This window comes from Ensifer adhaerens (genome assembly GCF_000697965.2).
GTDB classification, from domain to species: domain Bacteria; phylum Pseudomonadota; class Alphaproteobacteria; order Rhizobiales; family Rhizobiaceae; genus Ensifer; species Ensifer adhaerens.
The window spans coordinates 3,107,954-3,130,854 of sequence record NZ_CP015880.1 but is presented as its reverse complement, the minus strand read 5'-3'; the positions used below and the strand labels follow the sequence as shown (position 1 = coordinate 3,130,854).

Genomic DNA, 22,901 nt, shown 5'->3' with positions numbered 1-22,901 from the left:
TATCGCCTGCCGGGTGGGCGGCAATAGGGGGCCTGCCTGGCCCGCCACGCAGGAGCGACGGGTATGAAACTGACCTATAAGGGAAGCTGCCATTGCGGAAACATCCGCTATGAGGCCGACATCGACCTCGATGCCGGCACCGGCAAATGCAACTGCTCGATTTGCTGGAAGCGGCGCTACTGGGGGGCGGTCGTGAAGCCCGACGCCTTCCGGCTGCAGTGCGACGAAGCCAATATCGCTGACTACCAGTTCGGCAGCGACAGCGTGCATCACCGCTTCTGCAGGACCTGCGGCGTTGCCGCCTTCGGCCACGGCTATATCGAGGAGATTGGCGGCGCCTATTACTCCGTCAACCTCGCCTGCCTCGACGACCTCGATCCGGCGGTGCTGGCCGAAGCACCGGTGCAGTACATGGACGGGCGCAACAACAACTGGTTCCACGCGCCAGCCGAGACCCGTCACCTCTAAAGCCCACAGCGAAGCTGGTTACATCTTGCGAAATTCGAGGTGGTAGATGACCTCCTCGCCGGTTGCCGGGTCCACGCCCGGCGCGCCGTAGATCACCAGCTTATCCCCTTGCAGGACAAAGGGGCGGATCAGGTCGGAGACGCCCCAGGCCGGGTTCCAGCTTGCCTCGACATGATGGATGATCCGGCCGTCCTTGAGCGAATAGGAGCCGGAATAGGCGAGCATGGAGTCAAACAGTGCCGCCTTTTCGTCGTGAGACGGCACGAGTCCTTTGAGCTGCGGTCGATCGCGTTTCACCACAACGGCGGTCATCCGGCCATCGGGAAAGTACGAGAGATAGCCGATAGGATCGGGGCCCATGGCATCGGTGACTTCGCCAGTGGCGACGACCTCGCGCGTCCAGGAAAGCATCTTCCAGGTGCCGAGCAATCCAGACTCGTCCGCCATGACCCACCTGTTTGATTTTAGGATAAACTAAAATAGCAGATGCTTCCTGTCCGGCAAAGTCGGGCCGATCCCTAGGATGAGATCAAAGAAAAGGGCCCCCGACGCGCGGGAGCCCTTCGTTGTTTCTTGCGCCGCTCGGGCGCTGCCCGAACTTAGCTGGTCAGTGTTCGCCGAGGTCGCGCACAGCACCGCGGTCGGCGGAGGTGGCAAAGGCGGCATAGGCCTTGAGCGCCGTCGTCACCTTGCGCTTGCGCTGTTCGGTCGGCTTCCAGCCCTGGGCGTCCTGCTCAGTGCGACGACGGCTAAGTTCCGCCTCGTCGACGCGCAGGCTGATCGTGCGGTTCGGGATGTCGATGTCGATCATGTCGCCTTCGCGCACCAGGCCGATCGTGCCGCCATTGGCCGCTTCCGGCGAAACGTGGCCGATCGACAGGCCCGAAGTGCCGCCGGAGAAGCGGCCGTCGGTGATCAGCGCGCAGGCTTTGCCGAGGCCCTTCGATTTCAGGTAGCTCGTCGGATAGAGCATTTCCTGCATGCCCGGGCCGCCCTTGGGGCCTTCATAGCGGATGACGACGACGTCGCCGGCCTTGATCTCGTTGCCGAGGATCGCCTTGACCGACGCATCCTGGCTTTCGAAGACGCGGGCCGGGCCGGAGAACTTCAGGATGCTCTCGTCGACGCCCGCGGTCTTCACGATGCAGCCGTCGATCGCGATGTTGCCCTTCAAGACGGCGAGGCCGCCATCCTTGGAGAAGGGATGTTCGACCGAGCGGATGACGCCCTTTTCGCGGTCGGTGTCGAGCTCGTCCCAGCGCGCTTCCTGACTGAAGGCCACCTGGGTCGGGATGCCGCCCGGTGCCGCGCGGAAGAAGTTGCGAACGGTTTCGCTGGTCGTGCGAGTGATGTCCCAGCGGTCGATGGCGTCGCCGAGCGTGGCGCTGTGGACCGTCGGGCAATCGCGGTTGATGAGGCCGCCCTTCTCGAGTTCGCCGAGGATCGACATGATGCCGCCGGCACGGTGCACGTCTTCCATGTGCACGTCGCTTTTCGCCGGAGCGACCTTCGACAGGCAGGGAACCTTGCGCGACAGGCGGTCGATGTCCGCCATGGTGAAATCGACCTCGCCCTCGTGGGCGGCGGCGAGAATGTGCAGCACGGTGTTGGTCGAGCCGCCCATGGCGATATCGAGCGCCATGGCGTTTTCAAACGCCTTCTTCGAGGCGACCTTGCGCGGCAGCACGTTCTCGTCTTCCTGCTCGTAATAGCGGCGGGCGAGATCGACGACCAGGTGGCCGGCCTCGACGAAGAGGCGCTTGCGGTCGGCGTGGGTGGCGAGCGTCGAGCCGTTGCCGGGCAGCGACAGGCCGAGCGCTTCGGTCAGACAGTTCATCGAGTTGGCGGTGAACATGCCGGAGCAAGAGCCGCAGGTCGGGCAGGCCGAGCGTTCGATGACCTTGACGTCCTCGTCCGAGACGTTGTCGTCGGCTGCGGCGACCATGGCGTCGACCAGGTCGAGTGCATGCGTCTTGCCGTGCAGCACGACCTTGCCGGCCTCCATCGGGCCGCCGGAAACGAAGACGGCGGGGATGTTGAGACGCAGCGCCGCCATCAGCATGCCGGGCGTGATCTTGTCGCAGTTGGAGATGCAGACCATGGCGTCGGCGCAGTGGGCGTTGACCATGTACTCGACGCTATCGGCGATGATTTCGCGCGACGGCAACGAATAGAGCATGCCGTCGTGACCCATGGCGATGCCGTCGTCGACGGCGATGGTATTGAATTCCTTGGCGACGCCGCCAGCAGCCTCGATCTCGCGGGCGACGAGCTGGCCAAGATCCTTAAGGTGCACGTGGCCGGGCACGAACTGGGTGAACGAGTTCACCACCGCAATAATCGGCTTGCCAAAATCGCTGTCCTTCATGCCCGTCGCGCGCCAGAGGCCGCGGGCACCGGCCATGTTGCGGCCGTGGGTGGTGGTACGTGAGCGATAGGCAGGCATGGCATGTTCCTTCACGGACAAGGGGTATTGCTCGGGAATGGCGATCCCTGATCGCCACCGAAGGGGCTACCTAGCGCAAAATTGCGCGCGCGTCATCTTTTGCGTCAGATTATTTCGACGCTGCGCGCGCTGTCGCGCCAGGCTTTCGCCGCTTCGGAAATCAAATCTAGACCGCGGCCGGCGCCTTGGACAACACCCGCCGAAGCGCTTTACGGAAATCTTATGTCGAGCGCCTGAAGTCGCAATCGAAACTGGACGCCTGACGGGTCTAGCCTTGTCGCATCGAATAGGGATGCGTGCCATGTCTCTCCAGGATTTCAACATCAACCGTCATTTGCCCGGGGCTCTACGCGAGGTCGATGCGGGCCCTGAGCTCACCGGTGGCGAAAGGGCTCCGGAGGCGCTCGATGCGCTCATGCTGCGGCTCACCGGCGTTCGCCGCCTGCGCGAGCACCATGTCTGGGAGGCGGTGCGGGTGATCGCGGACCTGCCGGACCTGACGGCTGGAGAATGGCCGTCGCGTCGGTTCCGTGAACTGATGGCCGCCGATGCGCTGGTCGATGCCGTCATTCACCTGACGTCGGCGACCGAAGCGAAACTGTGCCTTCGAACGCTCAGTCACGAGTTCGGGCTGTGGACCTGCGCGCTGCGCTATCAACCAACCGGAGCCGGCCGCATCACCTTCAAGGCACGGCATGCCGACCTTGCCGCGGCGATCCTTGGCGCCTTCCTGCGCTCCTGCCGCGGCCATCAGCTTGCGGCTGCTGCCGGCCGTGGCCAACTTCCCACCTGAAGGATATTTCCATGAACATGCATTCGCTGCGCCTCGAAGGCGCGATCACGGCGCTCGTCACGCCGTTCCGGGACGGCAAGGTTGATGTCGTCGGCCTGATGTCGCTCGTGGAATGGCAGATCCGACACGGCATTTCCGGCGTCGTCGCCTGCGGCACCACCGGCGAGGCGCCGACGCTGTCGCGGGCGGAACGGGCCATGGTGATCGAACGCTGCGTCGAGGTGGCGGAACGCAAGATCCCGGTTATCGCCGGAACCGGCACCAACAGTACTGCGACGACGATCGAACTGACGGCGGAAGCCAGAACGCTCGGCGCCGACGCGGCGCTCGTCGTTGCGCCCTATTACAGCAAGCCGTCGCAGGAGGGGCTTTATCGCCACTTCGAGGCGGTCGCCCGGGCGGTGGATCTTCCCGTCATCATCTACAATGTGCCCTCGCGCACCGGGGTCGATCTCGCCGCGCGGACGATCGAGCGGCTGGCGGAGCTTCAAAATGTCGTCGGCATCAAGGACGCCACCGGCGACGTCGGTCGCTTCCTGTCTTCGTCGCCAGCTCTCAAGGCCAGGCTCATGCAGCTCTCGGGTCACGACCAGACGGCGCTGCCGTTCAATCTCTGCGGCGGTCACGGCACCATCTCGGTGGCGTCCAATGTCGTGCCGCGGCTGGTGGTCGCCATGCACCAGGCTGTCACGACCGGAAATGTCGCAGCGGCGCTCGCCCTTCATGAGCGGCTCCGCCCGCTGCTCACGGCGCTGGAGCGCGAGACCAATCCGGGGCCGGTGAAATACGCGTTGCACCTGGTGCGGGCGCTCAGCCCGGAGGTGCGTCTGCCGCTGACGCAGGTGGCGCCGGAGACGGCGGCCGAGATCCGCGCGGCGCTCGAACCGCTGACCGAGCTTCCAGCCTCCACTCAGATCGGCCGCGGGGTGCGCATCGCGCTTGCTGGCTGACGGTTCGTCATCGCACGGATCTGTCGTGCCCGATTGCCGCGGCGGCTCCCGCCGTCCGCATCCATCTCACCCGAAAGGAAAGACCATGTCCCGTTTCCCCCATCTTGCCGCGCGCGCCGCTGAGCGCCGGCGCGTCGAAAGCAGCGAGCGCGCCGTGCGCCTTCCGCCCAGGGACAGCGCCGTTCGCGATGCCTTTCTCGGTATCGGCATCAGGCTCGCCGTCGTCCTCGGCCTTGCCTACGGCATCCAGGCGGCACTTCCGTGGATTGCCGGCTAAGGCTTCGCTTTCGTCAAAAGGATTGTTCGATCATGGGCAGTATGCAGCAGATCCGTCGTGGTTTCCTGGCGCGCGCGCGTTTCGTCGTCGGCCGCGACCGGCACGGCTGGTGGGTCGTATCCGACCGCAAGGGTCTCGTCGGCGGCCTCTTTACCAATGAGAGCGCCGCAATCCATTTCGCCGTGGAAGCGAGCGACCGGCATCCGGAGGAGGTGTGTCGCGCGCCGGAAGGGGCGGCCATCGATCTTGATACGTTTTCGCGCAGGCCGAGGGCCATGCGACAGCGCCGGCGCGGCGCCTATGCCTGACGCCGCATCCTGATGCAGGCGTAAGGAAGAAACCCCACCAGCTCGGCGCTGGCGGGGTTTTCTCTTGTCGGGGTGCTGCGCTGGCGGACGCTCAGCCGAGCGAAGCGATCGCCTCGTCGATCAGCGCTACGATCTCCTTGGCGTGCGAGGCAAGGGAGGCGTGGCTGGCATCGAGCGTGATGATCTTCTTCGCCTTGATGCGCTCGGCCATCCATTGTTCGGTTTCCGGCGGGATCATGTGGTCGTGGCGCGAGACCTGGTACCAACTGGGCTTCGTCTTCCAGGCGGGAGCCCCGGCCTTGTCCTCGAAGCAACGCCCGGCGATCGGTTTCTGTGCGACCGCCATGACCAGTGCTTCGGTCTCGCTCAGGTCCTGGCCGAAACTCTCACGGAACGTATCCTGCGCCAGCCAGAGGAAGCCGTCCTTGTCGGGACGGATGCTGGCGGCGCCGGATGGCGGCTCGCGCCTTGCAAAGATGCTGCCGAGGCTGTCGCCTTCATCCGGCGCGAAGGCCGCGACATAGACGAGCCCGACGACGTTGGCCGCATGACCGGCGCCGCTGATAACAGCACCACCATAGGAGTGGCCGACGAGCAGGGTCGGGCCCTCGAGCGATTCGGCCAGCTTGCGGGTGCGCTCGACGTCGTCGGCAAGCGAGGTCAGCGGGTTCTGAACCGCGGCAATTCTGTAGCCCTTGGCGTGGAGCGGCGGAATGACGTGGCGCCAATGGGAGGCATCACCCCAGGCGCCGTGCACAAGCACGATGTTCTTGACTGCCGGCATGATCAGTTCCTTTCGCTCGAATGGAGAGGTGCTCGGTTCGGCATCACACTCGCTCGTGGTGAGGCGAGGCATGCTGCCCGTCGTCGGTTTTGGTGGGTTCCCTTGCTTTGCGCCTGGCGCGTGGCAAGGCGTTGAGATTGCGGACGTAAATTAGGGCGGGAAGGCGTGCGTTCCATGACGCAAACCACAAATTTTCGTGACGGAAGACCAACCCTGCGCGTCCCCGCAGGCGGTGGCCGCGATGGCAGGCCGATGGCGACAGGATGAGGAGAAGACGGGGTCCCAGAGCGGCGTATTGGGGCTACGGGGCATCGCTCTGGGACCGGTTGCGCCCAGGAGGCGGGCTGTGCTTCCGGGCGCATCGGCATCAAGTCACCGCGAAGCCGATTCGACAATGCGCCCCGGACCTTTGCCGGCCCCCGTCGGACCAAAGTCTGAGCGTTGGCTGTGGGCAACTTGGCGCACAGCGTTTTGATCAAGGCCGCGGCGAGCGGGCCGTTCGTCTGTTGCTGCCAGGAAGAAATCGAGGGAAACGAAAAAGGCCTTTCGATTTCTCGAAAGGCCTTTGAATTCGAATGGTGGGCGTGACAAGGATCGAACTTGTGACCCCTACGATGTCAACGTAGTGCTCTCCCGCTGAGCTACACGCCCATCCGATGTGGCGCATAGACCACAAAAGCCGTTGTCGCGTCAATAGGGTTTTCGAAGGTTTTTTGACAGAAATTTAGAGGCGGTGATTTTCCCCATGGGGGCGGCGTCGATGAGACACCGGCAAGACGCCGGATTTGCTGGGTTTCCGCTAAGGTATTGAAACGAAAAGACCGCCGGAGATCCCTGTGGATCGCGGCGGTCGGTTCTAAGTCGCATTCTTTACAGTCGCGGGACGTCGCGCCTGTGGAAAACTGCCTTGATCAGGCAGCAGCCAGCATCTTGTTGACCTCGTCGACGAGGTCACGCAGGTGGAAGGGTTTGGACAGCACCTTGGCATCCTTCGGCGCCTTGCTGTCGGGGTTGAGCGCAACGGCGGCAAAGCCGGTGATGAACATGACCTTGAGGTCCGGGTCGAGTTCCGTCGCGCGCCGCGCCAGTTCGATGCCGTCCATCTCAGGCATGACGATGTCGGTCAAAAGGAGCGAGAACGGTTCTTCGCGAAGCCGGTCGTAAGCGCTAGCGCCGTTGTCATAGGACATGACCTTGTAGCCGGCCTTTTCCAGCGCCTTCACCAGGAACCGGCGCATGTCGTTGTCGTCTTCGGCAAGAAGGATTTTCGCAGTCATGAATTGGGCCGTGCTTCTCTTTATTCAGTTCATTGCGCGTAGATTGCGGCGTTTTATCCAAACCGCAACGCGGTAAATATCTCGTGAACGCGGGACGTCAATTCCCCGGGATGCTGTGATTGGCCACTATGGACACAGAGCGGGCCAACTGGCAACATGATGACAATTGCAAGTACCGCATATGGTAAAAAAGGGTTCAGATGGGGGAAATTGCGGAGAGGGAACTGTTCGAGGTCCTTGAACCTCCAGTCCAGCGCATTCCCTTTGTGTTCAATTCGCCACACAGCGGCCGCTCCTATCCCCAGAGTTTTCTCGACCAGTCCAGGCTCGACGCGCTTTCGATTCGCCGGTCGGAAGACCACTATGTCGATGAGCTGTTCCAGAACGCGACGTTCCTTGGCGCGCCGATGCTGCTTGCGCATTTCCCGCGCGCCTTCCTCGACGTCAACCGCGAGCCATACGAACTCGATCCGCGCATGTTCGACGGGCCGCTACCGCCGCATGCCAATATCAGCTCGATGCGCGTCGCAGGCGGGCTCGGAACGATCCCGCGGCTGGTGGCCGAGAACATGGAAATCTATCGCGGACGGTTCCCGGTCGAGGACGCGCTGACGCGGATCGAGACCATCTACAAGCCCTATCACGCCACCTTGCGCAAGCTGATCGCCCGCACCCATGTGCAGTTCGGCCTCTCGGTGCTGATCGACTGCCATTCGATGCCGGGCAACGTGCATTTGCCGGGCAGCGCCCAGCGGCCCGACTTCATCATCGGCGATCGTTACGGTACCAGTGCTGCCGGTGAGCTTTCGCGCGCTGCGGTCGATCTGCTGCAGCAGCTCGGCTACAGCGTCGTGCGCAACAAGCCCTATGCCGGCGGCTTCATCACCGAGCACTACGGCCGGCCGACGCGCGGGCTGCATGCGCTGCAGATCGAGATCAACCGGGCGCTCTATGTCGACGAGGCGACGCTGGTGCGCAAACCTGGCTTCGGTGCGCTGGTTGCCGATCTCACGACCTTCATCGGCTCGCTTGCCCGCCACGTCGAGGACTACGGCGCTTACCTGCCGCTGGCGGCCGAGTAGCCTTTCCCAAAAACCAGGAACAACCGGCAAAGCGGGATGGCGTCCAGCAAGGTACTGGCGACGCTTGGTATTTTGCTGTCGGGGAGGTTCAAAAAAAACCGCGCCAACGGCGCGGTCAAGTCTAGGGAGGAAACACCCAAGGAGGGTATTTACAGTCACAGGTGACTGTAGGAAAACCATAATATTGCACTGCACAAATGTCAAGTTTGCCGGTGAAAACTTTTGCGTCGCGTCAAAAGTTTTTCAGCCGGAAATGGCGAATCAACCGATTGAATTCGCCAAAGCCGCGTTTGAAGTACGAAGCGGTCGTGGTGCAGTGCGAAATGCTCCTGCCCTGACGCCGACGACGCCCGCAGGTGGGCGTGCTCGGTCGTTTGCCTTTCGACAAATTTCGTCTATGCAGGACGTACCTTCCTCCATGTTTTCCTGAGAGATCGCCATGTTGCCTGACCGCGCCTTCTTCGATCGTCTTGCAGATGCCGCCAAGGCGGAAACCCTGCCGCGCTTTCGGATCGGGACCAGCGTGGTCAACAAGCTGGAGAGCGGCTTCGATCCGGTAACGGAAGCGGACCAATCGGCGGAAGCGGCGATCCGCGCGCTGATCGAGGCGCATTTCCCGGACCATGGCATTCTTGGCGAAGAGCACGGCAATATTGGCCTCGACCGCGAGTATGTCTGGGTCATCGACCCGATCGACGGCACGCGCGCCTTCATTTCCGGCTTGCCGGTCTGGGGCACGCTGGTCGGCCTCTATCGCAATGGCGATGCGGTCATGGGCCTGATGGACCAGCCTTTCACCGGCGAGCGCTATTTCGCCGACGGCACGAAATCGGTCTACCGCGGGCCGGGTGGCGAGCAGGTGCTTTCGACCCGCGCCTGCAGATCGCTTGACGACGCGGTGCTTTTCACCACCTCGCCGCATCTCTATTCCGGCGATCTCAAGACCCGCTATGAGACGGTGCAAAGCAAGGTGCGGCTGTTCCGCTACGGCTGCGATTGCTACGCATTCGCGCTTCTGGCCGCCGGCCATGTCGATCTGGTAATCGAATGCGGGCTGAAGCCCTATGATGTCGGCGGGCTCATCCCTCTGATCGAGCAGGCCGGCGGCATCGTCACCAACTGGCAGGGCGGTCCGGCGGAAATGGGCGGCGAAGTTATTGCTGCCGGCAATGCCGAACTGCACGCGCAGGCGCTGGAAATCCTGGAGGGCTGATCCGCCCTGCGCCTCGCGCGGCAGGTGCAGATATCCGTAAAATCAACGTGTTACAGTGACCTTTGCGCGTCTGATAGGACGTGCGGCGCTGTCGCGAGCGATCGCTTGCTTCAGGCGGCGCTGGTTTCGCGCGCGTCGCCTTCTTCGGGGATGACGAAGGCGAGGATCGCTGCCATCGCCTGGGCGCGGTAGCGGTCCGCCTCGTGCAGCAGCTCGTGTCGGGCGCCGTCGATCGGGATCATCTGGGCGGCGCGGAAATTGCGCGCCAGCCATTCGACGGCGATATGGGGTACCAGCCGATCGGCCGTCGGTGCCAGGATGATCGTCGGCAGGGTGATGCGGGTCAGATGCTCGCGGCGGATGACCCGGCGCATGGCGTGGAAAGCCTCGCTCAGCCAGCGCGCCGTCGGGGGCCCGAGCCTAAGTTCCGGATGCGCATCGGTTAGCGCGATGTTGCGGGCGTAGCGGCGGCGATCGGCCGTCAGCACGTTGTTTTCGAAGGGGCGGTTGCCCTTGTCGGGGTGTGCCGGCAGGGCGCCGAGACCGACCAGCCGCATGAAGGTCGCAACCGTCGCGATGCTCTTTTCGCCGAGCGCCTGGCCGCCAAGGCCGACGAAGGGTGCGAGCACTACAAGCCGATCGATGCGGCTTGCCAGCATCGGGGCGAGGGAGAGGGCAACGAGAGCGCCCATGGAATGGGCGACGATCGAGAAGGGCAGGCGGGTATCGGGCAGCACGATCTGTTCGAGGAAGGTGCTGAGGTCGCGCTCATAGTCGGAAAAGTGGTCGACATAACCGCGTCCGGGGTGCGCCAGCAGCCGCTCGGAGCCGGCCTGGCCGCGCCAGTCGAAGGTGGCGACCCAGAGGCCGGCCGCAGTCAGATCGGCAATCGTCTCGAAGTACTTCTCGATCGATTCGTTGCGGCCCTGCAGCAGAACGACCGTGCCGCGCGCCACCGGCTGCTTCGTCTTGAAGATCGCATAGCGGATCTTGCGGCCGCCGATGCCATCGAAAAAGCCAGCGACATGATTGTCCGGGATCGGATTGTCCGGTGTCGCGTGGAGGATCGAGCTCATGGGGTCGTGGCCGGAGGTGAAAGCGTGTTGATCGGTAGCATCAAGGGATAGGCGGCAGCGTCTTCGCCGTCAAAGAAAAAAGCCGGAAACGGTGGGTGAAATCCGGACGATCACCGTTTCCGGCCGCTGAAGGGGAAGGGACATGTCACTTCAGCCTGGGCGTTGCGGCCCAGGATTTTGTTTTAGTCCCGCCGGGCTGAACGGAAGCCGAAGCCGGCGTTCATGTCGGGTTCACGGAAAAATCGTCGGCGGGGGCGTCTTGAAGTCGTCAAATCGCCTCCCCAAATCAGGGTCACGGGCGCCGAAGACGGGTCCGTTCACCGGTCTTGCCACTGCCAGAATGGGGTGGCCGACCAGACATCGCAAAAGTTGCTCCAAGGAGGACACCATGCGTCACTTCGATTTCTCTCCCCTTTACCGCTCCACCGTCGGATTCGACCGCCTGTTCACCATGCTCGACAGCCTCGGCCAGCCGGGTGAAGCCCAGACCTATCCGCCCTACAACATCGAGCGCACCGGCGAAAACGCCTACCGCATTACCATGGCCGTTGCCGGTTTCGACGAGAGCGAGCTTTCGATCGAGGCGCGTGAACACACGCTGACGGTCAAGGGCGAAAAGGCCGAGGACAAGGGCGAAGAAAGCCAGTTTCTCCATCGCGGCATTGCCAAGCGCGCCTTCGAGCGCCGCTTCCAGCTCGCCGATCACGTGGAGATCAAGTCCGCTTCGCTGAAGAATGGCTTGCTGCACATCGATCTTACCCGCGAGATCCCGGAAGCCGCCAAGCCCCGCCGGATCGAGATCGCGTCGGTCGCATCGCAGCCGAAGCAGATCGAGGCTCAGACCCTCTGAACATCACGCCCGAACAGGGCATGAAATAGACCTCCCACAAAGAACGGCGTCCTCTACGGGCGCCGTTTTTTGTTGTCGGATCAATCAGGGCTGGGCCGGTACCGGCATGGCGGAAGCCGCCGCTTTCCTTGCTGCATAGCGCTGTGCAATCACCGCGCAGGCCATCAGCTGGATCTGGTGAAACAGCATGACGGGCAGCACGATCGCGCCGATGTTCTGGCCGGCGAAGATGGCGCTTGCCATGGGGACACCGCTCGCAAGGCTCTTCTTCGAGCCGCAGAAGGTGATCGCGATCTCGTCGGCCTTGTCGAAACCGAGCAGGCGGCTGCCATACATGGTGACGGCAAGCACGAGTGCCAGCATGACGATTTCGATGACGACGAGCACGCCGAGATCGGTCAGAGAAAACGTCTGCCACAGGCCGGAGGTGACCGCCTGGCTGAAGGCGAGGTAGACGACCATCAGGATCGAGCCGCGATCGACCGGCGCCAACAGTCCCTTGCGGGCGCGGATCCAGTTGCCGATCACGGGCTGCAGCATCTGGCCGATGACGAAGGGGGCAAGCAGCTGCAGCAGGATCTGCTTGACCGCATCGAGCGTGACGGTGCCATGGCCGCCGGCGGAAAACAGCAACCCGACGAGCAGCGGCGTCAGGAACATGCCGAAAATGTTGGAGGCCGACGCCGAGCAGATCGCGGCCGGCACATTGCCACCGGCCATGGAAGTGAATGCGATCGACGACTGCACCGTCGAGGGCAGCACGCAGAGGAAGAGGATGCCGGTATAGAGCGACTGCGGCAGGATCGAATCCGGCACGAAGCCGATCGCAAGGCCGATCAGCGGGAAGAGCACGAAGGTCGAGGCAAGGATCGTCAGGTGCAGGCGCCAGTGCAGGATGCCGGCGATCACCACGTCGCGCGACAGGCGCGCGCCGTGTAGGAAGAAGACCATGCCGACAGCCACCTTCGTCGCCAATCCGAACCATTCGGTTGCCTCGCCATGGATCGGCAGGACGGATGCAAGCAGCACCGTCGCCAGAAGCAGGATCGTGAAGGTATCGGGAAGGTAGCGGCGCATATCAGCTCACTTGCTCGTTAACGAACGTCTTGCGGGGATCGCTCATTGTGAAGCAGGATGCAAGGAATAACAGTTATCACGAAATGAGATGAGCTATGTTGGATCTCGTGCAGTTGCGCAGTTTCGTCGCCCTCGAACAGATGGGCAGCTTCACGCTTGCGGCGGAAAAACTATCGCTCGGGCAATCGACGGTCAGCCAGCATATCCAGCGGCTCGAAGCCTCGCTCGGACGCACGCTCGTCGACCGCGATACGCACCGCGTTTCGCTGACGGCAGACGGGCAGGCGCTGCTTGCCCACGCGCGCTCGATGCTGGCGATCGACGGCGAGGTCCGGGCGCTGTTTGCCGAAAGCAGTTTGCGCGGCCGTCTCCGCCTCGGGGTCTCCGAGGACTTCGTCATGAGCCGGCTGCCGGCGGTGCTGGAAGACTTCGTCCGCGCGCATCCGTCGGTCGATCTGGAACTCACGGTGGCCTTGAGCGGCGTGCTCTACCAGATGCAGGACAATGGCGAGATCGATCTGGTGCTTGCCAAGCGCAGGCTCGGCGACCTCAGAGGCGAGCTCGTCTATCGCGAACCGCTGGTTTGGCTCGCGCGCGATCCCGAGAGGATCAAGCGCGACAAGGTGCTGCCGCTGATCGCCTTTCCGCCGCCGAGCATCACCCGCAGCGTCGCGCTCGAAGTGCTCGACCGTCACCGTCTGCCGTGGCGGATCGTATGCACTTGTGGCAGCCTCAGCGGCCTGACGGCGGCGGCCCGTGCCGGCATGGGCGTGCTCGTGCAGCCGCGCAGCATGGTGCCCTCGGGGCTGAAGGAAATCCCGGCCGGGCTCCTGCCGCCGCTCGAAGACGTGGAATTCGTGCTGGTGCCGAGCAAGGGCGTCGACCGAAAGCTGAGTGCGGCGCTCTCGGTCGAAATCCTCGCCAATCTGAGGACCCTGCAAGGGCAGTCTTGAAGGCAGGGCTGATACCGATACTGCTCAGCAGCTGGCGACGAAGCGGTCGACGTCCTCGGCCTTGGTCGCAAAGCTGGTGACGAGGCGATAGAGGCCCTCGTTCTTAGCAAGCTTGCCCTCGAGGTCGTGCGGCACTGGCCAGTCGTAGAAGACGGCGCCATCCTGCCTGAGCTTCGCCGCCACATCCTTGTTGATGATGGCGAAGACCTCGTTGGCATCGGCCTGCCAGGCAAGCCGGCTCGTCTTTGCGGCGGCAATGCCCTCGGCCAGGCGTGTGGCCATGGCGTTGGCGTGACGGGCGAGATTCAGCCAGAGATCGCCGGCGAAATAGGCGTCGAACTGCGCCGAGACGAAACGCGACTTGGAGAAAAGCTGGGCGGAGCGCTTGCGCAGGAAGTGCATCTCGTGGGCCTTGGAGAGGTCGAACAGCACCAGCGCCTCGGCGCACCAGCAGCCGTTCTTGGTGCCGCCGAAGGAGACGAGGTCGACGCCGCGCTTCCAGGTCATTTCGGCGGGCGTTACGTCGAGGCTGACCAGCGCGTTGGCGAAGCGCGCACCATCCATGTGCAGCGGCAGCCTGTGTCCCTTGGCGACGGCCGAGATCGCTTCGATTTCGGCGAGCGAATAGACCGTGCCGCTTTCCGTCGCCTGCGTCAGCGATACCGCACTGGGCTGGCCGCCATGGACGTTATCGAGCGGGAAGCGCCGGATCTCGGCTTCAAGGCGGGAGGCCTCCATCTTGCCCCGCGGTCCGTCGACGGGTTTCAGTCGGGCGCCATGCGAAAAGAATTCGGGCGCGCCGCATTCGTCGGCGATGACATGGGCCTCGCGATGGCAGAAGGCGACGCCGCCGGCGCGGTTGGCTGTTGCCAGTGCCAGCGAATTGGCGGCTGTTCCGGTGCCGACGAAGAAGACGGCGACGTCCCTTTCGAAGATGTCCGCGAACTTCTTCTCCACCTTCCGGTCAAGCTCGCTGGTGCCATAGGCCGACGCGTAGCCGCCGGCATGGGCCATCAGGCTTTCGGCAATCGCGGGATGGGCGCCAGCCCAGTTATCAGACGAAAAAATCATCACTTCTCACCCTGTTTCACCGTCAATTCGACGGCTTTTGCCGACCTTAGCCGAGTTTATAGCCGGATCAATCACGGTCAGCGGCCGAAAGGCCAACAGGAGACCAGTTTGAAACCAAAATGAAGAAAACGACGATATGCCGTAATTTAATTATAAAAGCCGGAAATTTCCGGCAATGTTCGGCAAAATCTTCTCCATTATTTGCTGATATGCCTCTTGCAGAGGGGGGTGGTTTCTGGCATAGAGCACATGAAATAGGACAGGTTTGCTGTCCTATTTCGGTCTAGGGACCGGAACAATCGCCGTGAGTGCCTAAAAAAGTGGCATCCGGCGTGCGAAGCGGGAGGATTGGCCGGATTTCATCCGGTTGTTATCGCCTGCCGTCAGGATGGTCGCAGACATCAGTGCCTGATGATGCCGTGCTTATTTGCGACCTGATCAGGATCATGAGACGATGAGTGCCCCGGCTTTTCGGCGTGTCTTTGCACGCAACGAAGAGTCATGCGCGGGCGGTGCCATGCCCGGCGGTGCCGGGTTCAACAGGAGGGAAAACGATGACGGATCATTCGCCATCACAGCAATCTGGGCTCAACCTCGCACACAGCGTTGCGACGGCTGAAAAAACGCCCGCATTCCCGACTGGCCTGCCGCGAAAACAGGGGCTCTACGATCCGCGCAACGAACATGACGCCTGCGGTGTCGGCTTCGTCGCCCATATGAAGGGTCAGAAGTCGCACCAGATCGTGCGCGATGGCCTCTTCATGCTCGAAAACCTGACGCACCGTGGTGCCGTCGGCGCCGACCCGCTGATGGGAGATGGCGCGGGCATCCTCGTGCAGATTCCCGACCGTTTCTTCCGCGAGGAGATGGCCAAGCAGGGCATCACCCTGCCGAAGGCGGGCGAATATGCCGTCGGCCACATCTTCATGCCGCAGGACGATGCGCTCGTCGAACACTTCAAGCAGGTGATCAAGGACGTCGTCACCGAAGAGGGCCAGGTGCTCATCGGCTACCGCGACGTGCCCGTCGACAACGCGTCGCTGTCGAAGGCGCCGGAAATCGCCGCGACCGAGCCGCGCCATGTCCAGATCTTCATCGGTGCCGGCCGTGACGCCGCCACGAACCCGGAGTTCGAGCGCCGTCTCTTCACGCTGCGCAAGGTGATCTCCAACCGCATCTATGACGAATACAAGGGCGAGGAGAGCAACTTCTACCCCGTGTCGCTGTCGTCCTCGACGATCGTCTACAAGGGCATGTTCCTCGCTTACCAGGTCGGCGCCTATTACAAGGATCTGTCCGACCCGCGCTTCGAAAGTGCGGTGGCGCTCGTTCACCAGCGCTTCTCGACCAACACGTTTCCGTCGTGGAAGCTCGCCCATCCCTACCGCATGGTCGCCCACAACGGCGAAATCAACACGCTGCGCGGCAACGTCAACTGGATGGCAGCGCGCCAGGCCTCGGTTTCCTCGCCGCTCTTCGGCGACGACATCTCCAAGCTCTGGCCGATCTCCTACGAAGGCCAGTCGGACACCGCCTGCTTCGACAACGCACTCGAGTTCCTGGTGCAGGGCGGCTATTCGCTGTCGCATGCCGTCATGATGCTGATCCCCGAGGCGTGGGCCGGCAACCAGTTGATGTCGCCTGAGCGAAAGGCGTTCTACGAATACCACGCAGCGCTGATGGAGCCGTGGGACGGTCCGGCAGCTGTCGCCTTTACCGACGGTCGCCAGGTCGGTGCGACGCTCGACCGCAACGGTTTGCGTCCGGCCCGCTACATCGTCACCTCGGACGACCGCGTCATCCTCGCGTCGGAAGCCGGCGTGCTGCCGGTCGACGAAGACAAGATCGTCAAGAAGTGGCGCCTGCAGCCGGGCAAGATGCTGCTCATCGATATGGAACAGGGCCGCATCATCTCCGACGAGGAGGTGAAGTCCTCGCTCGCGCAAAAGCACCCCTACAGCAAGTGGCTCGAAGACACCCAGCTGATCCTCGAGGAGCTGAAGCCGGTGGAGCCGCGTGCGCTCCGCCGTGACGTTTCCCTGATCGATCGCCAGCAGGCCTTTGGCTACACGCTCGAAGACACCAAGATCCTGATGTCGCCGATGGCGACGACCGGCCAGGAAGCGATCGGCTCGATGGGCACCGACACGCCGATCTCGGCGATGTCGGACAAGCGCAAGCTGCTTTACACCTATTTCAAGCAGAACTTTGCGCAGGTCACCAACCCGCCGATCGACCCGATCCGCGAGGAGCTGGTGATGAGCCTCGTCTCCTTCATCGGTCCGCGTCCGAACATCCTCGACCACGAGGGCATGGCGCATGCCAAGCGGCTCGAGGTGCGCCAGCCGATCCTAACCAACGGCGATCTCGAAAAGATCCGCTCGATCGGTCACACCGAGGATCGTTTCGACACCAAGACGCTCGACTTTACCTATGACATTTCGCGCGGCGCCGAAGGCATGCCGGAAATGCTCGACCGGCTCTGCGAACGTGCGGAAGCGGCGGTGAAGGGCGGCTACAACATCATCGTTCTGTCGGACCGCCAGGTCGGACCGGACCGCGTGGCTATCCCGGCGCTGCTCGCGACCGCGGCCGTGCACCACCACCTGATCCGCAAGGGTCTGCGCACGTCGGTCGGCATCGTGCTTGAATCCGGCGAACCGCGCGAAGTGCATCAGTTCTGCCTGCTCGCCGGCTACGGCGCCGAGGCGATCAACCCCTATCTCGCCTTCGATACGCTCACCGACATGCACAAGCGTGGCGAGTTCCCCAAGGAAGTCGACGGCAGCGAAGTGGTCTACCGCTACATCAAGGCCGTCGGTAAGGGCATCCTCAAGGTCATGTCCAAGATGGGCATCTCGACCTACCAGTCCTATTGTGGCGCGCAGATCTTCGACGCCGTCGGCCTGTCGTCGAAGCTTGTCGACCAGTTCTTCTTCGGCACGGCGACGACGATCGAAGGCATCGGCCTCGAAGAGATCGCCGCCGAAACCGTCGCCCGCCACAAGGCGGCCTTCGGCGCCGACCCGGTTCTCGCCAACTCGCTCGATATCGGTGGCGAATATGCCTTCCGCATGCGCGGCGAAAGCCATGCCTGGACGCCGGACGCGATCGCCTCGCTGCAGCACGCCGTTCGTGGCAACGCAGAGGACCGCTACCGCGAGTTCGCCGAGATGGTGAACAACTCGGCGCTGCGCATGAACACCATCCGTGGCCTGTTCACGATCAAGAGCGCCGAAGCCCTTGGCCGCAAGCCGATCTCGGTCGACGAGGTCGAACCGGCCGTCGATATCGTCAAGCGCTTCTCGACCGGGGCCATGTCCTTCGGCTCGATCAGCCGCGAGGCACATACGACGCTGGCGATTGCCATGAACCGGATCGGCGGCAAGTCGAACACCGGCGAAGGGGGCGAGGAAAGCGACCGCTACCTGCCGCTGCCCGATGGTTCGATGAACCCGGAACGCTCGGCGATCAAGCAGATCGCGTCCGGCCGCTTCGGCGTGACCACCGAGTACCTGGTCAATGCCGATATGCTGCAGATCAAGGTGGCGCAAGGGGCCAAGCCCGGTGAAGGCGGGCAGCTGCCCGGCCACAAGGTCGATGCGACGGTTGCCAAGACTAGGCATTCGACCCCGGGCGTCGGCCTGATTTCGCCGCCGCCGCACCATGACATCTACTCGATCGAAGACCTGGCGCAGCTGATCTACGATCTGAAGAACGTCAATCCGGAAGCCGACGTTTCGGTCAAACTCGTCTCGGAAGTCGGCGTCGGCACGGTTGCCGCCGGCGTTGCCAAGGCGCGTGCCGACCATATCACTGTCGCCGGCTTCGACGGCGGTACCGGCGCTTCGCCGCTCACCTCGCTGAAGCACGCAGGCAGCCCCTGGGAAATCGGTCTTGCCGAGACCCAGCAGACGCTGGTGCTGAACGGCCTGCGTTCGCGCGTCGCCCTTCAGGTCGATGGTGGTCTGAAGACCGGTCGCGACGTCATCATCGGCGCGCTGCTCGGTGCCGACGAATTCGGCTTCGCCACCGCACCGCTGATCGCCGCCGGCTGCATCATGATGCGCAAGTGCCACCTCAACACCTGTCCCGTCGGCGTTGCGACCCAGGATCCGGTGCTGCGCAAGCGCTTCAAGGGCACGGCCGAGCACGTCATCAACTACTTCTTCTTCGTGGCCGAGGAAGTGCGCGAGATCCTGGCGTCGCTCGGCGTCAGGAAGCTCAACGACATCGTCGGCGCTTCGGAACTGCTCGAAAAGGACAGTGCGCTTGCGCACTGGAAGGCCAACGGCCTCGACTTCTCGAAGATCTTCCACAAGGTGGAAGCCAAAAAGGAAGAGACCTACTGGACCACGCGCCAGCAGCACCCGATCGACGATGTTCTCGATCGCAAGCTGATCAAGGAAGCGGCGGTCGCGCTCGAAACCAAGGCTCCGGTCAAGATCGAAGCCGAGATCAAGAACGTCGACCGTTCGGCCGGCGCGATGCTTGCCGGTGCTCTTGCCAAGCGCTGGGGCCACAAGGGCCTGAAGGACGACACCATCCACGTGACCCTCAAGGGCACGGCTGGCCAGTCCTTCGGCGCGTTCCTCGCACGCGGCATCACCTTCGATCTCGTGGGTGACGGTAACGACTATGTCGGCAAGGGTCTTTCGGGCGGTCGCATCATTGTCCGGCCGCCGGAAAATGCGACGATCGTTCCGCAAGAATCGATCATCGTCGGCAACACCGTGCTTTACGGCGCGATCTCGGGCGAGTGCTACTTCAACGGCGTTGCCGGCGAACGTTTCGCAGTGCGCAACTCCGGCGCGGTCGCGGTCGTCGAGGGCGTGGGTGACCACGGCTGCGAATACATGACCGGCGGCGTCGTCGTCGTGCTCGGCGGAACGGGGCGCAACTTTGCGGCCGGCATGTCGGGCGGTGTCGCCTATGTGCTCGACGAGGAAGGCGATTTCGCCCGTCGCTGCAACATGGCGATGGTCGAGCTGCAACCGGTTCCGGAAGAGGACGACATGCTGGAGAAGCTGCACCACCACGGCGGCGACATCATGCACAAGGGCATGGTCGACGTGTCGGGCGACATGACGCGCCACGACGAGGAGCGGCTTTATCAGCTCATCTCCAACCACCTTCACCACACGGGTTCGCCCCGGGCGAAGGAGATCCTCGATCACTGGACGGATTATCGGCCGAAATTCCGCAAGGTCATGCCGGTCGAGTACCGCCGTGCGCTCGAGGATATGGAACGCATGAAAATGGCAGAGGCGGCCGAATAGGAGGCCCCGGTGACCAAGGCTCCCGGTTCATCACAGATCGGTTCGGGGGCCCCTCACGCGCGCTCGCAAAAAGCGCCTGTTCAGACGCACAGCTTTCAGGATGAAACGATGGGTAAGGTAACTGGATTTCTCGAGATCGACCGGCAAGTGGCAAAGTACCAGCCGGCGTCCGACCGCATCCGCCATTTTCGCGAATTCACCATTCCGATGTCAGAACCGGAAGTGCAGAAGCAGGCTGCTCGCTGCATGGACTGTGGCATCCCCTATTGCCACGGCCCGACCGGCTGCCCGGTGCACAACCAGATCCCGGACTGGAACGATCTCGTCTACAACGGCAACTGGGACGAGGCGATCCGCAACCTGCATTCGACCAACAACTTCCCGGAATTCACCGGCCGCGTCTGCCCGGCGCCGTGCGAGGAAGCCTGCACGCTGAACCTCGAAGACACCCCGGTCGCGATCAAGACCGTCGAACAGGCGATCGCCGACAAGGCCTATGAAATGGGCTATATCGTGCCGCAGCCGGCCGTCACCAAGACCGGCAAGAAGGTCGCGATCATCGGCTCGGGACCTGCCGGTATGGCCGCGGCCCAGCAGCTTGCCCGCGCCGGCCACGAGGTGCACGTCTACGAGCGCGAAACCAAGCCCGGCGGCCTGCTGCGCTACGGCATCCCGGACTTCAAGATGGAGAAGAACTTCATCGATCGCCGCGTCGACCAGATGCGCGGCGAAGGCGTCACTTTCCACTGCGGCATCAATGTCGGCGTCGACGTTCCGATGCAGCGCCTGCTCGACGAGCATGACGCCGTGCTCTACTGCGGCGGCTCCGAGACCCCGCGCGACGCGGGCATCCCCGGCGTCCAGTTCGCCGGCGTGCATGACGCGATGCCCTATCTCGTCCAGCAGAACCGCCGCGTCGGCCGCGAGAACATCGACAGCGTCGGCTGGCCGTCGCAGCCGATCCTTGCCGGCGGCAAGCATATCGTCGTCGTCGGCGGTGGTGATACCGCGTCCGACTGTGTCGGCACCGCTTTCCGCCAGGGCGCCGTCAAGGTGACCCAGCTCGACATCCGTCCGCAGCCGCCGGAAAAGGAAGACAAGCTCGCCGTCTGGCCGTTTTGGGCGACGAAGATGCGCACCTCTTCGAGCCAGGCCGAAGGCGCCATCCGCGAGTTCCAGGTGGCGACCCTTGAGTTCATCGGCGACGAGGACGGCAACCTGACCGGCGTGAAGTGCTGCCAGGTGGATGATCGCCGCAAGCCGGTCGCCGGCACGGAGTTCATCATCAAGGCGGATCTTGCCTTCATCGCCATCGGTTTCAGTGGTCCCTTCACCAACAGCGTGATCAAGGACCTCGGCGACAAGCTGACGCTCAACACCGACCGCCGCGGCTCGACCAACGTCGTCGCCAACGAGCGCGACTACAAGACCTCGGTCGACAAGCTCTGGACGGCCGGCGACGTGCGCCGAGGCCAGTCGCTCGTCGTCTGGGCGATCCGCGAAGGCCGCCAGGCGGCACGTGCGATCGACGAGGCGCTGATGGGTTCGACCACGCTGCCGCGCTAAGGCATTACTCCCAAGCATGAAAAAAGCCCCGCAGCGATGCGGGGCTTTTTTCATGGTGTGCCAGAAGGCTGAATGGGGATCGTCGGCCTAGTTGCGGATCACCGGCTTGCTGATGACCGTGTTTGGCTTCGAGAGGCGGAAGTCATCGACGCGGCCGGCCGGAGCGGCGGCGACGTCACCCTTGCCAACCAGCAGGTCGCGTGGGCTCTTGCCGTTGCCCTTGTCCGGTGCGGCGCTGCCGAGCAGGGACGCGGCGCCATCCAGCGCCGGATCGGTCAGCCCGATCGGCTGGGTCTTGACGATATCCTCGTTGCCGAGCGGTGCGGTCACCACCAGGTCCTTGAGCTCGTCGGCGCCCGGCACGTTCTTGTCGGTGGCGGCGGCATCGCCGAGCAGCCGACGGATGTCCTTCTCGACGTAGAAGGCAAGCTTGCGCTTGCCGGCCTTGGTGAGGTTGACGCCGTCGGCGCCGCGCAGGCGCACCTGCTGGCCGTTGATATCGGAGCCGGTCAGAACGAACTTGCCGCCCTCATCGACGAAGCCGTCCCAGATGTCGACGAACTGTCCGCCGACCTTCTCGATCTCCTCGCGATAGATGCCGTTGAAGGTGACCATGTCGGCGGTCATCGCGGCCGACTGGAACGGCGGCATGCCGACCCAGAGAACCGGCAGCTTTTCCTTGCGCGCAAGGGCTGCCAGCGCGTTGACACGCTTGCGATATTCTTCCGTCCAAAGGTCGGAGCGGAACTTCTCCTTGGTGCTGCCGATCTGCATCTGCTGGCGATCGTTGGCGCCGAGGCTGATGATGATGACCGACGGCTTCACGTCGCCGACATAGCCCGGCAGCGTGCCCGGCCAATTGAAATAGTCCTCGCGCACGAGGCCGGACGAGCCGTTCGCCCGCGTCTCGATGGTGATGCCGGGCGTCATCTCGAAGGCGGTCTTCAAGCCGTCGCCGAGGCTGCCGGCCATGAAGTCGCCGACGACGAGCACCTTCTTGGCATCTGGCGCTTTCTCCACCACCACCGGCGCCGGGGCAGGGGTGTCGGCGACCTTCGGCTTCTGCTTCTGTTGGCCCTGGCCCTTCTGTCGCTGCTGCGGCTGGCGCTGGCGCTTCGGGCGCGGTTGTTCGGGATAATAGTCGCGATCTGCATAGGTCGGCCGTTCGCGGGTCAGCCCGCCGAAAAGCATCTGGAACAGAGTGCGCCGCTGCACCCGTTCCTGCGCTTCGGCAAAGCTCGCAAAAAGGCTGACGGTGAGCATCGCCACAAGGGCGATGCAGATCGTCGCAATCCCGAACGGCGTTCGGCCAACTTGCCTGCGGCGTTTGCTGATCATCTGCTTTCTGCCCCGTTCATCGCGTATTCGGGCGGCCTTGCCGCGCAAAAGTTTCAGCGCGCCGCACGGGGTGCAGCGCGCTTGCCCTATTGT

At 63.3% G+C, this 22,901-nt stretch carries 19 protein-coding genes and 1 tRNA gene; 11 read left to right on the top strand and 9 right to left on the bottom strand.

The features are described 5' to 3' along the window. The first annotated feature begins 63 nt into the window (after nucleotides 1–63). Entirely contained in the window at nucleotides 64–468 is a 405-nt protein-coding gene (locus FA04_RS15350) for a GFA family protein (protein WP_034786825.1), read from the top strand. A gap of 18 nt (nucleotides 469–486) precedes the next feature. Here FA04_RS15350 and FA04_RS15345 read toward each other — a convergent pair whose 3' ends face one another. Beyond that, the gene (locus FA04_RS15345) at nucleotides 487–915 is read right to left on the bottom strand and encodes a lipocalin-like domain-containing protein (RefSeq protein WP_034786824.1); all 429 of its coding nucleotides are present in this window, start codon (nucleotides 913–915) and stop codon (nucleotides 487–489) included. Between the two features lie 160 nt (nucleotides 916–1,075). Beyond that, the gene (gene ilvD / locus FA04_RS15340) at nucleotides 1,076–2,914 is read right to left on the bottom strand and encodes a dihydroxy-acid dehydratase (protein WP_034786822.1); all 1,839 of its coding nucleotides are present in this window, start codon (nucleotides 2,912–2,914) and stop codon (nucleotides 1,076–1,078) included. Nucleotides 2,915–3,215: 301 nt separating this feature from the next. On the opposite strand from ilvD, the gene FA04_RS15335 reads away from it, so the two are divergent. From FA04_RS15335 to FA04_RS15320, 4 genes are all read left to right on the top strand, one after another. Continuing rightward, nucleotides 3,216–3,707 (top strand): hypothetical protein, encoded by a 492-nt coding sequence (locus FA04_RS15335; RefSeq protein WP_034786821.1) that lies wholly within the window; start codon nucleotides 3,216–3,218, stop codon nucleotides 3,705–3,707. Between the two features lie 11 nt (nucleotides 3,708–3,718). Beyond that, entirely contained in the window at nucleotides 3,719–4,657 is a 939-nt protein-coding gene (gene dapA / locus FA04_RS15330; protein WP_034786819.1) for a 4-hydroxy-tetrahydrodipicolinate synthase, read from the top strand. A gap of 85 nt (nucleotides 4,658–4,742) precedes the next feature. Further along, nucleotides 4,743–4,934: a hypothetical protein gene (locus FA04_RS15325; RefSeq protein WP_034786817.1), complete on the top strand. Its 192-nt coding sequence runs from the start codon at nucleotides 4,743–4,745 to the stop codon at nucleotides 4,932–4,934. A 32-nt stretch (nucleotides 4,935–4,966) separates the two neighbouring features. Then, nucleotides 4,967–5,242, top strand: a complete 276-nt coding sequence (locus FA04_RS15320; protein WP_051659088.1) for a hypothetical protein — start codon at nucleotides 4,967–4,969, stop codon at nucleotides 5,240–5,242. A 91-nt stretch (nucleotides 5,243–5,333) separates the two neighbouring features. On the opposite strand, the gene FA04_RS15315 is transcribed toward FA04_RS15320, so the two are convergent. The 3 genes from FA04_RS15315 to cpdR1 all read right to left on the bottom strand — a co-directional run bounded on the left by FA04_RS15315 (nucleotide 5,334) and on the right by cpdR1 (nucleotide 7,303). Beyond that, nucleotides 5,334–6,026: an alpha/beta fold hydrolase gene (locus FA04_RS15315; protein ID WP_034786814.1), complete on the bottom strand. Its 693-nt coding sequence runs from the start codon at nucleotides 6,024–6,026 to the stop codon at nucleotides 5,334–5,336. 576 nt (nucleotides 6,027–6,602) lie between these two features. Beyond that, nucleotides 6,603–6,677, bottom strand: a tRNA-Val gene (locus tag FA04_RS15310). 260 nt (nucleotides 6,678–6,937) lie between these two features. Continuing rightward, nucleotides 6,938–7,303 (bottom strand): response regulator CpdR1, encoded by a 366-nt coding sequence (cpdR1, locus tag FA04_RS15305; RefSeq protein ID WP_034786813.1) that lies wholly within the window; start codon nucleotides 7,301–7,303, stop codon nucleotides 6,938–6,940. A gap of 200 nt (nucleotides 7,304–7,503) precedes the next feature. Here cpdR1 and FA04_RS15300 point away from each other — a divergent pair, with 200 nt between their 5' ends. Both FA04_RS15300 and hisN read left to right on the top strand, forming a co-directional pair. After that, a complete protein-coding gene (locus tag FA04_RS15300) occupies nucleotides 7,504–8,385 on the top strand; it encodes an N-formylglutamate amidohydrolase (protein ID WP_034786810.1) in 882 nt (293 codons plus the stop codon). A 439-nt stretch (nucleotides 8,386–8,824) separates the two neighbouring features. Beyond that, nucleotides 8,825–9,598, top strand: coding sequence for a histidinol-phosphatase (gene hisN / locus FA04_RS15295; RefSeq protein WP_034786807.1), 774 nt, complete (start codon nucleotides 8,825–8,827; stop codon nucleotides 9,596–9,598). Between the two features lie 110 nt (nucleotides 9,599–9,708). Here hisN and FA04_RS15290 read toward each other — a convergent pair whose 3' ends face one another. Beyond that, nucleotides 9,709–10,674 (bottom strand): alpha/beta fold hydrolase, encoded by a 966-nt coding sequence (locus FA04_RS15290; protein ID WP_034786804.1) that lies wholly within the window; start codon nucleotides 10,672–10,674, stop codon nucleotides 9,709–9,711. A gap of 388 nt (nucleotides 10,675–11,062) precedes the next feature. Between FA04_RS15290 and FA04_RS15285 the strand changes: the two genes are divergently transcribed. Further along, nucleotides 11,063–11,524: an Hsp20 family protein gene (locus FA04_RS15285; RefSeq protein WP_034786801.1), complete on the top strand. Its 462-nt coding sequence runs from the start codon at nucleotides 11,063–11,065 to the stop codon at nucleotides 11,522–11,524. An 84-nt stretch (nucleotides 11,525–11,608) separates the two neighbouring features. On the opposite strand, the gene FA04_RS15280 is transcribed toward FA04_RS15285, so the two are convergent. Then, nucleotides 11,609–12,601: a bile acid:sodium symporter family protein gene (locus tag FA04_RS15280; RefSeq protein WP_034786798.1), complete on the bottom strand. Its 993-nt coding sequence runs from the start codon at nucleotides 12,599–12,601 to the stop codon at nucleotides 11,609–11,611. A gap of 95 nt (nucleotides 12,602–12,696) precedes the next feature. Between FA04_RS15280 and FA04_RS15275 the strand changes: the two genes are divergently transcribed. Continuing rightward, on the top strand, nucleotides 12,697–13,554 hold the full coding sequence (locus FA04_RS15275) for a LysR family transcriptional regulator (protein ID WP_034786796.1): 858 nt from the start codon (nucleotides 12,697–12,699) through the stop codon (nucleotides 13,552–13,554). A 24-nt stretch (nucleotides 13,555–13,578) separates the two neighbouring features. Here FA04_RS15275 and FA04_RS15270 read toward each other — a convergent pair whose 3' ends face one another. After that, nucleotides 13,579–14,625: a threonine aldolase family protein gene (locus FA04_RS15270; protein WP_034786793.1), complete on the bottom strand. Its 1,047-nt coding sequence runs from the start codon at nucleotides 14,623–14,625 to the stop codon at nucleotides 13,579–13,581. A 554-nt stretch (nucleotides 14,626–15,179) separates the two neighbouring features. Here FA04_RS15270 and gltB point away from each other — a divergent pair. Both gltB and FA04_RS15260 read left to right on the top strand, forming a co-directional pair. Further along, nucleotides 15,180–19,904 (top strand): glutamate synthase large subunit, encoded by a 4,725-nt coding sequence (gene gltB / locus FA04_RS15265; RefSeq protein WP_034786790.1) that lies wholly within the window; start codon nucleotides 15,180–15,182, stop codon nucleotides 19,902–19,904. 108 nt (nucleotides 19,905–20,012) lie between these two features. Further along, nucleotides 20,013–21,470, top strand: coding sequence for a glutamate synthase subunit beta (locus FA04_RS15260; protein WP_034786787.1), 1,458 nt, complete (start codon nucleotides 20,013–20,015; stop codon nucleotides 21,468–21,470). An 87-nt stretch (nucleotides 21,471–21,557) separates the two neighbouring features. Here the strand turns inward: FA04_RS15260 and FA04_RS15255 are convergent, their stop codons facing one another. Beyond that, nucleotides 21,558–22,808 (bottom strand): SGNH/GDSL hydrolase family protein, encoded by a 1,251-nt coding sequence (locus FA04_RS15255; protein WP_051659087.1) that lies wholly within the window; start codon nucleotides 22,806–22,808, stop codon nucleotides 21,558–21,560. Nucleotides 22,809–22,901 lie beyond the last annotated feature (93 nt).

Bases quoted from the DNA above. Each gene is read 5' to 3' on its own strand.
- FA04_RS15335 (WP_034786821.1), top strand. From the start codon at position 3,216: ATGTCTCTCCAGGATTTCAACATCAACCGTCATTTGCCCGGGGCTCTA.
- gltB (WP_034786790.1), top strand. From the start codon at position 15,180: ATGACGGATCATTCGCCATCACAGCAATCTGGGCTCAACCTCGCACAC.
- FA04_RS15275 (WP_034786796.1), top strand. From the start codon at position 12,697: ATGTTGGATCTCGTGCAGTTGCGCAGTTTCGTCGCCCTCGAACAGATG.
- dapA (WP_034786819.1), top strand. From the start codon at position 3,719: ATGAACATGCATTCGCTGCGCCTCGAAGGCGCGATCACGGCGCTCGTC.
- hisN (WP_034786807.1), top strand. From the start codon at position 8,825: ATGTTGCCTGACCGCGCCTTCTTCGATCGTCTTGCAGATGCCGCCAAG.
- FA04_RS15270 (WP_034786793.1), bottom strand. From the start codon at position 14,625: ATGATTTTTTCGTCTGATAACTGGGCTGGCGCCCATCCCGCGATTGCC.
- FA04_RS15315 (WP_034786814.1), bottom strand. From the start codon at position 6,026: ATGCCGGCAGTCAAGAACATCGTGCTTGTGCACGGCGCCTGGGGTGAT.
- ilvD (WP_034786822.1), bottom strand. From the start codon at position 2,914: ATGCCTGCCTATCGCTCACGTACCACCACCCACGGCCGCAACATGGCC.
- FA04_RS15300 (WP_034786810.1), top strand. From the start codon at position 7,504: ATGGGGGAAATTGCGGAGAGGGAACTGTTCGAGGTCCTTGAACCTCCA.
- FA04_RS15345 (WP_034786824.1), bottom strand. From the start codon at position 915: ATGGCGGACGAGTCTGGATTGCTCGGCACCTGGAAGATGCTTTCCTGG.
- FA04_RS15290 (WP_034786804.1), bottom strand. From the start codon at position 10,674: ATGAGCTCGATCCTCCACGCGACACCGGACAATCCGATCCCGGACAAT.
- cpdR1 (WP_034786813.1), bottom strand. From the start codon at position 7,303: ATGACTGCGAAAATCCTTCTTGCCGAAGACGACAACGACATGCGCCGG.
- FA04_RS15255 (WP_051659087.1), bottom strand. From the start codon at position 22,808: ATGATCAGCAAACGCCGCAGGCAAGTTGGCCGAACGCCGTTCGGGATT.
- FA04_RS15260 (WP_034786787.1), top strand. From the start codon at position 20,013: ATGGGTAAGGTAACTGGATTTCTCGAGATCGACCGGCAAGTGGCAAAG.
- FA04_RS15320 (WP_051659088.1), top strand. From the start codon at position 4,967: ATGGGCAGTATGCAGCAGATCCGTCGTGGTTTCCTGGCGCGCGCGCGT.
- FA04_RS15280 (WP_034786798.1), bottom strand. From the start codon at position 12,601: ATGCGCCGCTACCTTCCCGATACCTTCACGATCCTGCTTCTGGCGACG.
- FA04_RS15285 (WP_034786801.1), top strand. From the start codon at position 11,063: ATGCGTCACTTCGATTTCTCTCCCCTTTACCGCTCCACCGTCGGATTC.
- FA04_RS15325 (WP_034786817.1), top strand. From the start codon at position 4,743: ATGTCCCGTTTCCCCCATCTTGCCGCGCGCGCCGCTGAGCGCCGGCGC.
- FA04_RS15350 (WP_034786825.1), top strand. From the start codon at position 64: ATGAAACTGACCTATAAGGGAAGCTGCCATTGCGGAAACATCCGCTAT.